This is a genomic window from Rhizobium sp. BK312 (assembly GCF_014193605.1).
Taxonomy (GTDB): Bacteria; Pseudomonadota; Alphaproteobacteria; order Rhizobiales; family Rhizobiaceae; genus Rhizobium.
Window position 1 is genome coordinate 1 of record NZ_JACHZP010000006.1, and the last position, 15846, is coordinate 15846.

Sequence of the window (15846 nt, forward strand, 5' to 3'; positions counted from 1 at the left end):
GTCAGTCGTTCGGCTGCCCGGTCGATATTGATAAGATAGACCGGCATGGTTTGTGACGGTGTAAAAGAAGTTTCGGCGAGCGCAGTTAGGGACATCGAGCACACTTGATAATTTCCATCGGCGCAAAACGGCGAGCGCCAAGCCATATATGATTGCGCATCAGCATAAAAGCCTGCTGTTATGCCGGACTTCTCATTGTTGACTCCAGCCGCTGCCAGTTAACCGCCATATGGCTACCGGCCTAGAGGCTGACGATCGCGCCAGCCTCAAAGGTTCAATCAAGGGCGGACAATCGCAGAAACGGTGCCGCTCGCCCAAACAAAGAGCGATCCGACACAAATCCCAAACAGAACAAGCAAAGCACCGACGACAGCGCCCATCACTACTTTGGCAGATTTTTAGAAAGGATGGATTTCCTGCAGTGCGGGCAGAAATTTGGCGGGGCTGTTCGAGCGCGTTTAGAATAGCCACCCGGGCCGCTGGAAGGCTTGGCTGTGGCGAAGGGCCTTGGTTCTTTTTTCTCCCTGCCGCTTGTATGAGGCGGTGAGATTATAGGAAGGCTTAAGCGATCATCGTCATCAACACGTGCCGGCGAAGGCCGATCCAGGAGCGTCCTTCGAAATGATCAAGGCCGAGTTCTTCCTTGAGTTGCTGACGCGCCTTCTTCGCATAGTGTGCCTTGATAGCGCCGGCGAGCTGCTTGAGCGGAGTTTTGGCGGGAAGATTGGAGAGATAATATTTGCGCTCACCAGTAGAGCGATGCTCGCCAATGACCCAGACCTCCTCAGCAGAGGCCCAAGAACGCCGCGACGCCATGCCGGATGTGCCAGCCATGGCGGAATAACTTAAACCAAACGCTCTGCGGCAAACCCGGGGTGGTTCAGCATCTCTGCCCGCGGGACGATGAAGTCTGCCAACTTCAATCCAATATGAGTGCCGCGCCGCTGTGTTGCGCTTCAGAAGGTCAGCTGCCACCGAATCAGGTTGAGATTGTATCCGGTTGCCTGTAAAGCACCTGCGGCAGGTATGCCAGACACGTCCCCAATCTGGAGTTACGGTGTGATTTATCAGAGAATCCTAGATTCGCGTGCGTTGATTGGCAGCTTATGGACCAACCGTGCCATCATCTCTACCATGACAAAGCGAGAAGTCGTTGGCCGTTACCGTGGATCATTGATGGGGCTTGCATGGTCATTTTTTAATCCAATTCTGCTTCTGGTTGTATATACATTTATTTTTGGGGTTGTGTTCAAATCTAGATGGGGAACGACAGAGCCACATGATACCGGCGACTTCGCTGTCATTATTTTTACCGGGATGGTCGTGCACGGTTTGTTTGCTGAATGCGTTACTCGCGCGCCTTCTCTTATTGTGAATAATCCGAATTATGTCAAAAAGGTAATCTTCCCACTCGAAATTCTACCATGGGTTTCAATGGGAGGCGCACTTTTTCACACAATTGTTAGCTTGATTGTCCTTCTAGTAGCCGAGACGTTTTTGCTCGGCAGTGTTCCTCTTTCGGTAGTTTTATTTCCTTTTATTTTGATCCCATTAGTTTTTATGACAATGGGATTGTCATGGTTTCTTGCTGCTACTGGTGTTTACTTGCGGGATATCTCGCAAATAACAGGTATTATCATAACGACTCTTATGTTTCTCTCGCCGTTGTTTTACCCAATTACAGCCATATCCGAGAAATACAGACCCCTAATGTATCTCAACCCATTAACCTTTGTTATTGAAGCCAGCCGAGATGTACTAATCTGGGGGACCTCGCCCCCACTGCGGTATCTCGCGCTTTACTACATGGCTAGTATAATTGTGTCTTTGCTAGGGTTCATTTGGTTTCAGAAGACGCGTCGCGGATTCGCCGACGTATTGTGATGAAAAGCCTGCAAAGGAATCGAGACGTATGGTGAATATCATTCTGGCAATGGGGCAAAAAGTCGAAGATCTTGCAGAGCATTACAAGTGGCGAGCAGCGTTGCGTAAGAGTCGCCTCTTTAATGCGAAGTGGTATCATGAGAACTACCCCGATGTAAAAAATGCAGGAGTAGACGCTCTAGCTCATTATCTCGCAATTGGGTGGAGGGAGCTTAGGAATCCTGGCTCGGAGTTCAATACCGCGTATTATCTGCAAAGATATCCGGATGTTGCTTCACTCAACGTACCTCCGCTGGTGCATTACGAGTTGCACGGAAGGCTGGAGGGAAGGCATATAAACTCCTCCTTGGACCTTCCCTGGATCAAGAATGAATATCGTGAACAAACTACCGACGTCAATCGGAGCGTTTCAGCTGCGGATATATCTCGAACGACACCAGAAATCAGCGTCATAGTTCCGACCTATAACAGGATATCTCTGCTCCAAAAGGCCGTCTCAGCGTGGCGCGAAGTTGCTCTCCACTCGGAATATCCCTTCGAGTTGATATTCTCGGATGATGGCTCAAATGATGGATCTGTAGAATACCTAGAAAGCGTTGCAGATCTGCCAATCGTTGTTCTGAGAAATGATCATGGTGGGGCCTCCGCGGCGAGGAATGCAGCAATTCTCAGAGCCCGTGGTGAGAGGCTACTATTGGTCGGAGATGACATTTTTCCCGACAAGCAAATAATTAATGTTCATGCGAGACTTGGACGTGAGCTTGGCAAATCAGTAGCAACTCTAGGCCTTGTCGAATGGGCTGACGACTTGAAATTAAACCATTTAATGACGCACATTACCGAGATTGGGAATGAGCAGTTTAGTTTTAATCGACTAGAGAGTAATTCTTTTGTTGATTTTAGGCACTTCTATACGTGCAACATTTGTATCGATCGGTCATTTTTACTAAAACAGGCGGCATTGTTTGATCATAGATTTGATAAATATGGTTTTGAGGACACGGAACTAGGGTATCGTCTATCATTGCAGGGTATGAAGATATTTTACACTACCGATGCTCGGGGTCAGCACTATCATCCGTACGAGGTAAAAGGATTTTGCAAGCGCCAGACCTCGTCGGGTGAGATGGCCGTGGTATTCCGGGATATTCACCCGGGCGTGGGGCAAATGCTGGGCATAGGCTTGCTCGAAACAGCCCTGTCAAAGTTGGGATCAAGAGGTACTCGCGAACCATCTGTCGAATGGCAGAAGCGAGTTGACGGACTGGTTGCGCGGCTAAACGCGCTCGAAGATTTGGTGTCAGTTATCGGAACGCGTTCAGCTCGAACGATAACCTCTCATCTTACGCTATGCTATACCCTCCTTTTTCGAGCGATGTATGATTTTGGCGTGCTTAAGAAACTTTCTTCGAAACCTGAAATACTCGCCCTCGCGATGGAGAGGCACTTTAACAGAGCCTGGGATCCATACTGGGAATTCGTCTCTGCGAAATCTCAAGCAAATCCAGATCTAAGCAGGGCCGAGGTAATCGAGGTTCTCGACGCACTTTCAGCGGGTTATACCGGAACAGCTTTTTCGGAAGCGCAAACCCGTGCCTATCGGGAATTAGAGCTGCTCGGCCGAATCGATCAGTCAGCAAATGCCACAAAGAACATTGGGAGTACCTTAAAATACCGCATCTCTCGCATATTGTACTGGCTGAGAGAGGATCCACGGTACCTTCTAAAAAAACTCTTTGATGTCCTGCATCTGCGACGGAAGCAACCGTTAGTGGTTGGTGTCCCAGGCACGCGCATGGCAAACAGTCGTCTAGCGCTGATCGTGGACGCCGAAGATGAGTACGGCGAGATGGTCGAAAACTTCCGCAGTCTAATGGGCGCCGATTCACCGATATTCGTTCATGATGGGAAGGGTGGCTTGCTTGCCGAAAATGATTCTGGACATGAGCCACAAGCAGATATGTGCTACCTTTGGTTCTCGGCTGCCGAGGAGTTTCCAAATTCTGATCACATCATCGGCGCATGGCTAACCGTTATCGAGAATAATTGTGACGTCGCTCTTATCTCTTTAAGTCTCGAGGATGGACCTCTGATACACTGGCAGGGCCGTCGCAACGGTACGGTTTTCTCTCACCGAGTGTTGCATGATCTTCTGAACCATCGCTCCATCGCTGACCTTACAGGCAAAATCTACCGGACAAATGTCGGTGACACGGCATCGGCCCTCATGGCCGTCTCTCTTGCTGAGATTTTCGATCAGCCCATAATTTATGACCAAGAGAGTGCGCGGTTCCACACACCTGGTGCCAGCCCGCGGAACTATGTCGCGGCTGCCCCAAGACTGCCTAAAATTGAGAAAACTAAGCCATGCGTTTTTATCTTTCCGATCTTCGTTGCCGTCGGTGGAGTTGAAAGAAATACGATCGAGATAGTAAGAAAATTGCGCGACCACTATGACTTTGTAGTCATAACGATGGAGCGCCTGCGCGCATCTCAGGGGAGCTTAGCCGCGCAGTTCCAGCAGGCAGGTGCGAGAGTGATTGAGATGGCTGAGATCGTTCCGCACTCAGAATATCTGCGGCTGCTTATTCGATTTAGATCGTGGTTATCACCCGATCTTATCTGGATCTGCAATGGATCGCCCTGGTTGGGCGATAACGCGCATAACATTCGGAACTTATTCAGGGATATCCCTATCGTTGACCAACAGGTTTACGATGTTCGGGAGGGGTGGATAAACCGCTATCATGAGCCCGGCATACGTACCTTTGATCGATTTATTGCAATCAATCAAAGGATCAAGGACCGTTTCGTAAACGATTTGGCGTTACCAATTGAGAAGGTCGATCTAATCTACTCGGCAGTCGATGCGTCTAGGATTGCAGAATTTAAGTCGCGACTGCTATCGGATGCGAGTGTTCGAAGAAAACTCGGTTTGCCAGCAGACGGTAGAATATTCACGTTTGTGGGGCGTCTAACCAATCAAAAAAGACCTATCGAGTTTTTGAAGCTGGCAAAATCTCGCCTCGGTAGAATAGATGAAATATATGTCCTCATCGGTGATGGAGAGCTCGCGGCTGAGTGCGCCGAATTTATAGAGCGGGAACGCCTCACGAATGTTCTGCGGATACCATACATTTCAAACACTTTAGAGCTGGCGAGCGTGACTTCTGGCCTCGTCATAACGTCGGCTTATGAGGGGCTTCCGATCGCCATGCTAGAGGTCCTCAATTTCGCTGTCCCTGTTTTTGCAACTGACACAGGCGACATTCGCGTGGTTCTGGATGATTATCAAGGTGGTGTGACAATCCCCGTTGACTTGGACGGACAGGAGCGAGAGCTAATATTCGATGAATGGCACAAAAATCTGACACAATATAAGGCTTCCTTACTACAGCAATCATCAGGCATATTGGAACGTTTTTCCAGCGACCGCATCGCGCAACAGTATATTGCGTGCTTCGACAAAGCTTCACTGGCGTACGCCGAGAGAAACGATGGCTAAAATTCTATTGATTGGCGGAAACGGCTTCATCGGTCGGAACCTAGGAAAGGTCCTTGCGCTTTCTGGCAATGAGGTGGTGAGTCTAGCGAGAAGTCAGGCGGCTATCAAAGATGTGTATGCCGCGCTCTACGTTGGTGATTATCGCGACGGCGACACTCTTAATCGCGCCTTGGAGGGAGTTGATGTCGTTGTACATCTTGCACATGGGAGCTTGCAGCTCAGTCAAAGTTTAGACTTAACCGCTGAGTATGAGACAAATATCGCACCGACAGTCATGTTGATGGAGCAATGCCTGAAGAATGGCATTAAGCGATTCATCTTCGTGTCGTCAGGGGGCACGGTCTACGGTGAGAGTCTGAAAAAGATTCCGCTGGTGGAGGATAGTGTTACGGCCCCTATCTCGCTTTATGGAACCACTAAGCTCATCTTAGAGCACATGATTAAGCTACACGTTGCCCAGCGTAATTTGCCGGCCCTTATAGTTCGGCCAGCAAATGCTTACGGCCCAGGGCAGATACCCTTTAAGGGACAAGGTCTTGTTGCAACAGCCTTGGCATCTGCGGCAATCGGTAAACCGGTTAATTTGTTTGGCGACGGATCTCCGGTCAGAGACTATGTCCACGTAACCGATGTTGCGAACGCAATCGCGGATCTAATAAACATTGGTGAACCGGGTCAGATCTACAATATCGGGAGCGGAGTAGGCACATCGACGGTAGATTTGCTTGAGAAGCATATATTACCTTTGGTGTCTAAGCATGGGCACACGCTGGAAGTTCGGCGCTTACCAGAGCGTAGCGTTGACGTCAGCTATAACGTTTTGAACATCGAAAAACTCGCTCAGCGCACAGGTTACACTCCAATACCGCTTGAGTTGGGATTAAGAGAGACATGGGAGTGGATATTGGCTAATAGGGCACTGTACGAATGACTCAGATATCAGTGATCATCCCGAGCTACAATCATCAACATTTTATAGGCGAGGCTGTTCAAAGCGTATTGGACCAAACCAACGTCGATTTAGAGTTAATCGTGGTCGATGATGGGTCTAAAGATGGCTCTCCGCAGGTACTGCGCGCGTACGCCGACAGCCGCATGACAGTGATTGAGCAAGCTAATGCTGGAGCCCACAACGCAATAAATCGGGGGCTGGAACTTGCCAAAGGAGATTTTCTTGCCGTCTTGAATTCCGATGACGTCTTTCACTCGGATCGCCTCAGCACGTGCATAGGAGAGCTTGAGAGGACGAGAGCTGATTTAGCTGCGACTTGGATCGACATAATCGATGAAAACGGGGTCGTGCTAGGGACGAAAGAAGGTTGGTCCAATATGCAGCCCTGGCCGATACCGGATACCACGGCATCTTTTTTAACGTCTGACGATTTCGCAACGAACCTCCTGGTTTCAAACTTCGTTTCTACGACGAGCAACATGATTTTTACTCGCCGGCTCTTCAATGATATTGGCGGAATGAGAAATCTAAGATTTGCCCATGATTGGGACTTCCTTTTCCGCGCAGCCGAAAAATTCGACTGCATATTAGTAAATCAACCACTTATGAAATACCGCGTTCATGGTAGCAATACGATATCGAGTAATCGGGCCTGGATGCTTTTTGAAATATGCTGGGTGTTGGCGACGGGCATGCGTCGCTTTGAAGGTGTTAAATTTTACGCTGACGAACATCCCTCAACGTGGGTAGCCGACGCAATAAAACTTCACAGCTCGATAAACTTGCAGGGCAATGATAAAGTATTCTGGATGATACGTCAGTTTATTTCTTCAATGGAGCGGCGGAATATAGATTCTCCCGAGTTGATTTTGCTGGAAGATGATGCTTTGCGTAGATATTTTATCGACAATATTGTTATTGATCATCTGGAGGGCAGCAATGTCCAGGAAGTAATACGATCTAACCCTCTTTTGGATCGTGTGCGACCGTATTTGGGAAGGCTGCTTGGCCATCGATTTACCTGATGCAGAGCTCCGACACGGATAAAAGGTACGTAATGCAATCCGAAAGCGCAATTCGAATTTCCAATATCAGCAAATGCTACAATATCTACGAGGATCCAAAAGATCGCTTGAAACAAATGCTGTTTCGTGGCCGACGAAACTTCCACCGCGAATTTTGGGCTTTGAAGAACATTAGTTTTGAAGTTCCTCGTGGGGAGACGGTTGGAATTGTTGGCCGCAATGGATCGGGTAAATCGACTCTTTTGCAGATCATTGCCGGAACGCTGGCGCCTACGGGCGGGACGATAGAAACGAGCGGTCGCATCGCAGCTCTTCTCGAATTGGGGTCCGGCTTCAGTGCGGATTTCACCGGAAGGGAGAACGTTTATCTCAATGCAGCGTTGCTTGGTCTGACTCAAAAAGAGATTGATGACCGGTTCGACAGCATTGCCGCCTTTGCGGATATTGGGCAATTCATTGATCAACCCGTAAAAACCTACTCTAGCGGAATGATCGTGCGTCTAGCGTTCGCAGTGCAGGCGCAAGTTGACCCGGAGATATTAATAGTCGACGAGGCGCTCGCCGTAGGGGACGCCAAGTTCCAGGCAAAATGTTTTGAACGTTTGAGTAAATTAAAAGACTCCGGTACCAGCATTCTTCTGGTCACGCATAGCAGCGAGCAGGTCGTGACACATTGCTCGAGTGCTGTTTTGCTCGATGCAGGGCAAATGGTGTTACAGGGGAAGCCACGGGATGTCGTAAACAAATATCTCGATCTTTTATTTGGGAGAGGCCAGGAGCGGCAAAATTCTCAAGATGTTGAGAAAAAAGAGACGAATTCGGATAATGACAGTGCGGCACTTGAGCGGAGAGAAGTGGACTTCGGCGGCGTAGCCTCGGACCCGTTCGCAACGCGCCCACTTTACAATAGTTACGAATACCGGTGGGGTGATGGATCCGCGCAGATAACGGATTTTCATCTGTCAAGCGAAGGCGTTGCGTTCCCAGCGATGATTAGCGAGGGATCCAAAGTGAAGCTCTTGGTTGGGGTGAAGATCGTACGCCCCCTTATCCGGCCGATCCTTGGCGTGACCATAAAAACTAAAGACGGCGTGACATTATATGGTAGTAACTCCGAACTGCTTGAATGCGCGGCGCCCGTAGATGCCTACACAGAAGGCACAACTTTTGTTGCGACGGTGGAATTCGAATGCTCTCTCGGAGAGGGGGATTTTTTCGTTTCATTAGGTCTGGCAACTCGAAACGGTGAGGAGATAATCCCGCATGACAGAAGATATGACGCTATTCACATCACTGTCGGGACTGATTCACGGTTCTTCGGGCTAACCAATCTTAACATGCGCATGAGTCTTGCATGAGCAGGTACGACACATATCTGATCTCGAAGGGCTATTCGTTCTTGCCTGATGTCGGCGTCTGGGCGCGCGAAGATGCGACATCATTTGGCTACAGCGATGGAGATGAGACGGAGGAAAATCTCCTCCGAACGCTTCAAGAGGCGGCCGATGTTTCTCTTTTCTCCCAAGAATTGCGAACCGCTAGCAAGGATTGGCCGACCACGTATCATTTGAGTCCCGCAAGAGGCAATCTGTTGAGGCCGATCGCACGCCTCCTTCGAGGGAGCGTGCTTGAAATTGGTGCAGGTTGCGGTGCCATAACGCGATTTCTTGGAGAAAATGGTGCAAACGTGTTGGCCCTGGAGGGCAGTCAACGACGGGCTGCTATTGCTGCACAGCGCACGCGGGATCTAGTAAATGTCACTGTAATTAATGACAAATTCGAAGAATTCGATACGGAAGCTCTTTTCGACGCGGTCACTTTGATCGGTGTCTTGGAGTACGCAGGTGAGTTCAATCGCAGCGAAGACGCTCCTTTGCAGATGTTGAAGACTGCCCGTCGACTGCTCAAGCCGGGTGGCGTACTTATTATTGCCATCGAAAACCAACTGGGGCTTAAATATTTAGCAGGAGCTCCGGAAGATCATATTGGATCTCCCTTTGTCGGCGTTCACGATCTGTACAATCGACCGGGAGTGAGAACATACGGACGTCTTGCGCTTGAACAATTGTTAAAATCAGCCGGATTGGAAGACGTAGAATTTGCACTGCCGTTCCCCGACTACAAGTTGCCCACGAGCGTCATCCTGCCAGCGGGATACGATCGAACCAACGGATTTGAAGGAGGCATTCTGGCGGCTCAGGTCTCATCAAGGGATTTGCAACTCTCCTCGCTTAATCTATCGTTCTCACTGGAAAGAGCATGGGGAACTGTCGGCGAGAATTCGCTTCTTCCAGAATTGGCAAACTCCTTTCTGGTCCTCGGAAGATCGTACCCGGACGGGGCAGTCCCTCTTTTTGAAGAAAACGTGCTCGCCTACCATTTTTCAACCTCAAGACGACCTGGTTTTTGTAAAACCGCTAAGTTTTTATTAGATGATGTCCATGGCATAGGCGTTACAAACGAATTTATTTACCCCGATGCTGAGCAGGCCGCTAACTCTTCTCAGTACGCCCATCGCTTACCGCAAGATGCTTATCACTCTGGATCTCTCTTCAGTGAAAAATTTATAAGAGTCTTTCAAACGCCTGGATGGACCGCAAAAGAAGTAGCTGATCTACTTCGCGAATATTTAGATATCGTGGTAATGCACGCTGGCTCCGGGGAAATGACCACCGGAAAATTGCGGCTCGAGCAGTCAATATCCGGCCAATTTCTGGATTTGATACCGCAGAACATAATTTTACGCGATAATGCCATTCATGTTATTGACCAGGAATGGGAGTGCAAAAACAAGATTTCTCTTGCCTACCTCAGCTTTCGTGCTCTGACCACTTGCATCAGAATGATATCCAGTTTTTCAATTCCAGCTGATCTGCGCTGGCTGTCTATAGGTAGGCTTTTCGAAGACATTTTCTCGCATCTGGATTTTGACTTGCTTGAAGAGCATTATTTAGATTTCGCGATGCAAGAAGCTGCATTCATGACTTTTGCGTCGGATGCTGATCCAAGACCGATCGCATACCGAGATTGGCACTCACAGATAATTCCGAGTTACATTGATAGGTTGAGTGATCGTTCCTTTGTCGATCATATTAACGCGCTATCCGACCTGTCTGAGACATACCTACGGCAAATTAAATGGCTGGAGTCTGAGAATAGTTCTCTGCATGAACAGTTGGAAAATAATTTGTCAGTCTTCAAGGATGCCAATGATACGCATTTAAATCAAATTAGGCGGCTTGAATCGGAGAATAGCTCTCTACACGAGCAGCTAACTTCTATGGAGAGAAAAATTCAGGAAGACGAGGCTGCACGTCAGCAAAATAGCCTACTTGAACGACTTAAGAGCCTCTTTTAACTATGAGAATGACAAAGTTAACGGTGGTCGCATCGTTTAGTATTGTACCGCCTCCGAATGCGTGGAAGCTTCGAGGCTGGGACGAGCTGGACAATGAAAAATGAATGAACAATTGCCCGCCTTTACAATTTTTGCGCACGTCTACTATCCAGAGATCTGGGAAGAGATGCTCAAAGATCTGGAACGGATCATCAAACAACCTTTTCGTCTCGTCATCACAAGACCTGTGGGCAGCACGCCGGCAGCTATCCCGAATACATCTTACTTGCACTCGGCAGAAGAATTTGAGGTCGATAATCGTGGCCGTGACATTCTTCCATTTTTGAAAGCACTGAGGGCGGACGAAAAGCAGGCAAGTGATATCGGTTTGAAGTTGCATACGAAATATTCTCCGCACCGTGTAGACGGTGCAGACTGGCGCAGATTTCTCTGCGCTTCGTTACTTCGCGTTGATGGAGAAGGCAGGCTTCTAGGCCATAGTCTTTTGGAGCGTGAACATCGGGTCGGGTTGATTGCACCGGAAGCACACTTGTTGGCACTTGATGGCCGAACGTCAATTAACGGGGCTGGAATATCTGAAGTCCTTATTGCGCTATACGGTAAAAGTAGCGCAGGGCATCCTGCGCGCCGATTCGCTGCTGGATCTATGTTTTGGTTTAGACGTGCGGGTCTTGAACGTTTAATTGAAAAAGAAACAGAATACATGTTTGCCCAAGAGCATGGTCAGCTTGATGGGACCGCAGCGCATGCGCTGGAGCGCCTCTTTGTGACTGTCGTTGAAAGACAAGGGTTGCTTGCTGCGGGAATGGAGAATGCCATTCCCATTTTGAGTGCTCCACACGAAGCAATGACGAGCAGTGACTTACTCAAGCTTGTCGAAAAGACACTCGTGCATCAGAACCAGTTCGCAGTTGCACTCCCTGCTTTCTGGCGTAAGCATCCGTATTTACTGAGGCTGCTACACGTTATTTACGCGAGATTACCGAAAAAAGTTGTGCGGTTTATCCATAGTTCGCGACGGCGTGTTCAAGGGCGCTAATCATGGGAAGCCTTTCCTCCAAAATAGAGGTTCGCACCGAAGCGAAAAAGGCTGTTCGATCCATTGAACGCTCCAGATCATTATGAGAAAGCTGCGGTGCCACGATCTCAGGATGTGAAAGCGTAGGAATGAAACTCTGCCTTAACTGTGCTCAGCGCTTCGATACGGCCTCATGGAAGTGTGTATCTTGCGGATTCGAGCCTGAGACCGTTGGAGGATACCTTGCGTTCGCCCCGGATCTCGCCGAGCAAAATGATGGAATGGACGCCGCCAGCCACGCGCAGTTAGATCAATTGCAGAACAAGAACTTCTGGTTCAAAGCCAGAAACCGACTGGTCCGAGATCTGGCGAAACAGTTCTTTCCATCGGCCAATCGGATCATGGAGGTTGGTTGCGGCACTGGATTCGTTCTCGTCGCCCTTCGTCAAGCCTTCCCAAGCGGCGTCATAACCGGAAGTGAGATCTACGCTAGTGGTTTAGGTCCAGCACAAAAGCGACTGTCCGGGAGCGGCGAAGTTCTCCAAATGGACGCGAGAAAGATCCCGTTCAGAGAAGAATTTGACCTAATATGCGCGTTCGATGTCCTCGAACACATCACCGAAGACACCGACGTTCTTTCCCAAATGCATGAGGCATTGAAGCCAGGAGGCGGCGTTTTGCTGTCCGTTCCGCAACATCCAGCCCTCTGGAGCGCGGTCGATGATTGCTCGTTCCATAAGCGGCGGTACGCGGCCCAGGAGCTTCAGGACAAATGCCGGGACGCCGGATTCAACATTATGAGGACGACTTCTTTCGTGAGCTTCCTGTTGCCGCTTATGGCATTGGCTCGCCTGAAGAAGAAGGATGCTAACACCCTCGACGCAGCCGCAGAGTTAAAGATATCCGGGTTTGTTAACTCTGGGCTGGAAGCCGTTCTCGAAGTGGAGCGCCGGCTTATCTCTGCCGGCATATCCTTCCCGATCGGAGGAAGTAGGTTTGTCGCGGCCGTCAAGCGAACGTGATGCACCTCCCAGCTGTAGAAGTTGGCACGCGAACTGAGAGTTGCCTGTCCGAAGGAGGGTATTTCTGTCGCTTGTTTCGGAAAGCGGTATGGATTCGCGTCGTTTCGTTCGCTATCGTCCAGAGATGACCCGAGATCGACAAAATGAACTTCCTGAAAGCGGGCTTGCATCGGAGCGTCTGCAGATAGCGCTGATCCGGTTGAACCTCAAGTCGGCTTGGCGATTTGCCGTTGTAGGGCTGCTACAAAACGCGACCTCTTACTGCCTGCTGCTGCTTCTCATCTCGCTTGGATGGCCAGCGTGGAGAGCAGTTTTGCTGCTGAGCCCAATCGCAATGACCGTTTCGTTTATCGCAAATCGCAACTGGACATTTCAAGATTCAAAAAAGACGGGTGGCCAGTTTAGAAAGTATGTGATCACATGCGCGCTGTCTTACGCCGGGGCCGTCAGCTTCACTTGGCTACAGGAGTCGATCGGCGTTTCGTCATGGTTGGCTGCTCTTGTGACAACGGGAACTGCCGCGGGAGTCTCATATCTCATCCTGAATTTCTTGGTCTTTCCTAGTAGCCAACCAAGCGTTCACCAGTAGCAATCCACCTGCCCCGCTAAAGCAATAAAGTCGGTGCGATATCAACCTTTTGGTAGCCGAAACGATTGATCACTTCTTTGCGAGAGGAGCTAACCTCAGTTGAGGACTACCTCGCCAGAAGAGAGAGGAAATAAACGCTATGCCTTGGAAAAGACTTGGCCGGCTCTTTGAGCCGCGGCACCTTGGGGACTGGTGTGTTTCCCATGCTTCATACCCGGTGCCACTTGCGCTCAATGACGATACAGTTCGCGTATTCTTCAGCGTTCGAGACAAAGACAATCGCGCGCATGCTGGCAGCGTCGATTTCCGTATCAATGGTGAAGAGGTAACCCAGGTTTCAGACGTGAACGGGCCGCTTTTCGCTCCTGGTCCCCGCGGCGGTTTCGATTGTGACGGTGTGACGATCGGATGTGTCGTTCCTCACGACGGCAAGTTGCTAGCCTACTATCTCGGCTGGACGCTCACAAAAACTGTCCCATTCACCAACTTCATCGGCGTTGCTGTGGGCGATGCTGAAGGCAACCACTTTGAGAGAATTCGCAAAGCTCCCGTTATCGGACGCTCCGAGCAAGACCCGTTCTCGGTCGGTTATCCGTTCGTCATGAAAGACGACGACCGCTGGCGAATGTGGTATGGCACACACCTTGAATGGAGAGAGACCGGCCTTGAGATGACGCATGTGATTCGTGAATCGAGTTCTACAGACGGCATCAATTGGACGCCATCCGACGAAATTTGCATTCCTGTCCTAGGCGGCGAGGAGTTCGCTGTTTCGAGGCCTTGGGTCTGTAAGCATTCCGATGGATACCAAATGTTCTACGCTCGACGTTATTCGAGATACCGGCTCGGGCGCGCTTTTTCGCAAGATGGTCATTACTGGAGCCGAGACGACACCGATTTCCCGTTTATCGGCGAAGAACAGGAGTGGGAAGCACGGGAACAAACATACCCAAGCTTCTTCTCTGTGAAAGGCGAGACTTACATGCTCTACAACGGCGCCGGTTATGGCCGTAGCGGATTTGGCTTGGCCATTCTCACTTAAGCCTCCCGCGCGTTGCTAAGATCGAAAAGACGTTGGCGCTTACAGGAGTCAGGCCTCTGAGCAACCCACGGAATACCAGTGCAAGGCGAGCCACCAAGCTACGAAGAAGGATATATGGTCCTACCAATTATGTACACTCCTCCTGCCAACGATTGGCAGGCATATCATCGCCAGCGCATTGGATCGAGCCGATTTTTCAGGCGCTTACCGCGCGGCACTCTCTAATACCTCAACGACGCGGTCCTGCTGTTGATTGGTCAATCCAACCCATAGCGGCAATCGAACCAGACGCGCCGCTTGCTTATTAGTCACAGTCATTTTGCCATGTACACGCCCATACCGCTGGCCAGCCGGCGACGAATGCAGCGGCACATAATGAAAGAATGCACCGATATTCATCTGCCTTAATTCAGCGAGCAGGTTCTCTCGATCAATTTCAGCGTTCAATAGTACGTAATACATATGCGCATTCTGTTGGCATTCATCGGGTACGATCGGCCGCCGAAAGAGGCCACTCGCTTCCAGAGGCGCCAACAATTCGTGATATCGCTGCCAGTTTCCCAAACGTTCGCGTGTGATCCTCTCAGCCTCCTCCAGTTGAGCCCACAGAAAGGCGGCGATTATTTCTCCCGGCAGAAAAGACGAACCTACTTCCTGCCAGGTATACTTATCGACTTGCCCCCGGAAAAAACGACTGCGGTCGGTTCCTTTCTCGCGGATGATTTCAGCGCGTGGGATGTATGCGTCCTCGTTGACGAGCAAAGCACCACCTTCCCCGGAGATAACATTCTTCGTCTCGTGAAAACTGTAAGCGCCCAAATCGCCGATGCTTCCCAAGGCGCGCCCCTTGTAGGTGGCCTGAACGCCTTGCGCGGCATCTTCGACAACCTTGAGGCCATGGCGTTTCGCGATAGCCATAATTGTATCCATCTCACAGGCCACACCGGCATAGTGGACAACGGCAATCGCCTTTGTCCGTCGCGTGATCGCCTCTTCGATCAAAGTCTCGTCAATGTTCAGCGTATCGCTGCGGATGTCGACGAAAACCGGCACGCCCCCGCGTAAGACAAAGGCGTTGGCCGTCGAAACGAAGGTATAGGACGGCATGATAATTTCGTCGCCCGGCGAGATATCCAACAGCAAAGCGGCCATTTCCAATGCCGCAGTGCATGAATGTGTTAACAGCGCCCTGGCACACCCTGTCTGTGCCTCAATCCATGAATGGCATCGCTTTGTGAATGGACCGTCACCGGCTAGCGCACCATTAAAGTGAGACTCCGCGATATAGTAGAGCTCCTTGCCGGTCATGTGGGGCCAGTTGAAAGGGATTCTTTCGGTTATTCTATTCATACGACCTCAATGGTAATCGGATTCTGCGTATTTAATGTGGTATCGGTGCTCCGGTAACCCTCGTCGTAGCTCCCACCCTGTACAGGAAAGATACCACATTC

11 protein-coding genes and 1 pseudogene are annotated in these 15846 nt (G+C 50.1%); 10 read left to right on the plus strand and 2 right to left on the minus strand.

The annotated features are described in order from the left end of the window. Positions 1 to 564: 564 nt before the first annotated feature. Positions 565 to 786: pseudogene (locus FHT85_RS17610) on the minus strand (IS701 family transposase); the annotation flags it as partial. A gap of 273 nt (positions 787 to 1059) precedes the next feature. Here FHT85_RS17610 and FHT85_RS17615 point away from each other — a divergent pair. The 10 genes from FHT85_RS17615 to FHT85_RS17660 all read left to right on the plus strand — a co-directional run bounded on the left by FHT85_RS17615 (position 1060) and on the right by FHT85_RS17660 (position 14395). After that, positions 1060 to 1884 (plus strand): ABC transporter permease, encoded by an 825-nt coding sequence (locus FHT85_RS17615; protein ID WP_312861350.1) that lies wholly within the window; start codon positions 1060 to 1062, stop codon positions 1882 to 1884. Between the two features lie 28 nt (positions 1885 to 1912). After that, the gene (locus FHT85_RS17620) at positions 1913 to 5389 is read left to right on the plus strand and encodes a glycosyltransferase (RefSeq protein WP_112410906.1); all 3477 of its coding nucleotides are present in this window, start codon (positions 1913 to 1915) and stop codon (positions 5387 to 5389) included. Beyond that, complete coding sequence (locus FHT85_RS17625) at positions 5382 to 6320, plus strand: NAD-dependent epimerase/dehydratase family protein (RefSeq protein WP_112410907.1); 939 nt, start codon at positions 5382 to 5384, stop codon at positions 6318 to 6320. The genes FHT85_RS17620 and FHT85_RS17625 overlap by 8 nt, the downstream gene beginning before the upstream one ends. Beyond that, the gene (locus FHT85_RS17630) at positions 6317 to 7366 is read left to right on the plus strand and encodes a glycosyltransferase family 2 protein (RefSeq protein WP_112410908.1); all 1050 of its coding nucleotides are present in this window, start codon (positions 6317 to 6319) and stop codon (positions 7364 to 7366) included. The genes FHT85_RS17625 and FHT85_RS17630 overlap by 4 nt, the downstream gene beginning before the upstream one ends. A gap of 32 nt (positions 7367 to 7398) precedes the next feature. After that, positions 7399 to 8724, plus strand: a complete 1326-nt coding sequence (locus tag FHT85_RS17635) for an ABC transporter ATP-binding protein (RefSeq protein WP_112410971.1) — start codon at positions 7399 to 7401, stop codon at positions 8722 to 8724. After that, positions 8721 to 10724: a class I SAM-dependent methyltransferase gene (locus tag FHT85_RS17640; protein WP_112410909.1), complete on the plus strand. Its 2004-nt coding sequence runs from the start codon at positions 8721 to 8723 to the stop codon at positions 10722 to 10724. The genes FHT85_RS17635 and FHT85_RS17640 overlap by 4 nt, the downstream gene beginning before the upstream one ends. A gap of 100 nt (positions 10725 to 10824) precedes the next feature. Beyond that, positions 10825 to 11763, plus strand: a complete 939-nt coding sequence (locus FHT85_RS17645; protein WP_112410910.1) for a rhamnan synthesis F family protein — start codon at positions 10825 to 10827, stop codon at positions 11761 to 11763. Positions 11764 to 12023: 260 nt separating this feature from the next. Further along, the gene (locus FHT85_RS17650; protein WP_162709654.1) at positions 12024 to 12764 is read left to right on the plus strand and encodes a bifunctional 2-polyprenyl-6-hydroxyphenol methylase/3-demethylubiquinol 3-O-methyltransferase UbiG; all 741 of its coding nucleotides are present in this window, start codon (positions 12024 to 12026) and stop codon (positions 12762 to 12764) included. Between the two features lie 88 nt (positions 12765 to 12852). Further along, positions 12853 to 13353 (plus strand): GtrA family protein, encoded by a 501-nt coding sequence (locus FHT85_RS17655; protein ID WP_112410912.1) that lies wholly within the window; start codon positions 12853 to 12855, stop codon positions 13351 to 13353. Between the two features lie 139 nt (positions 13354 to 13492). Further along, positions 13493 to 14395 (plus strand): hypothetical protein, encoded by a 903-nt coding sequence (locus tag FHT85_RS17660; protein ID WP_112410913.1) that lies wholly within the window; start codon positions 13493 to 13495, stop codon positions 14393 to 14395. Between the two features lie 204 nt (positions 14396 to 14599). On the opposite strand, the gene rffA is transcribed toward FHT85_RS17660, so the two are convergent. Continuing rightward, entirely contained in the window at positions 14600 to 15745 is a 1146-nt protein-coding gene (rffA, locus tag FHT85_RS17665) for a dTDP-4-amino-4,6-dideoxygalactose transaminase (RefSeq protein ID WP_112410914.1), read from the minus strand. Positions 15746 to 15846: the final 101 nt, after the last annotated feature.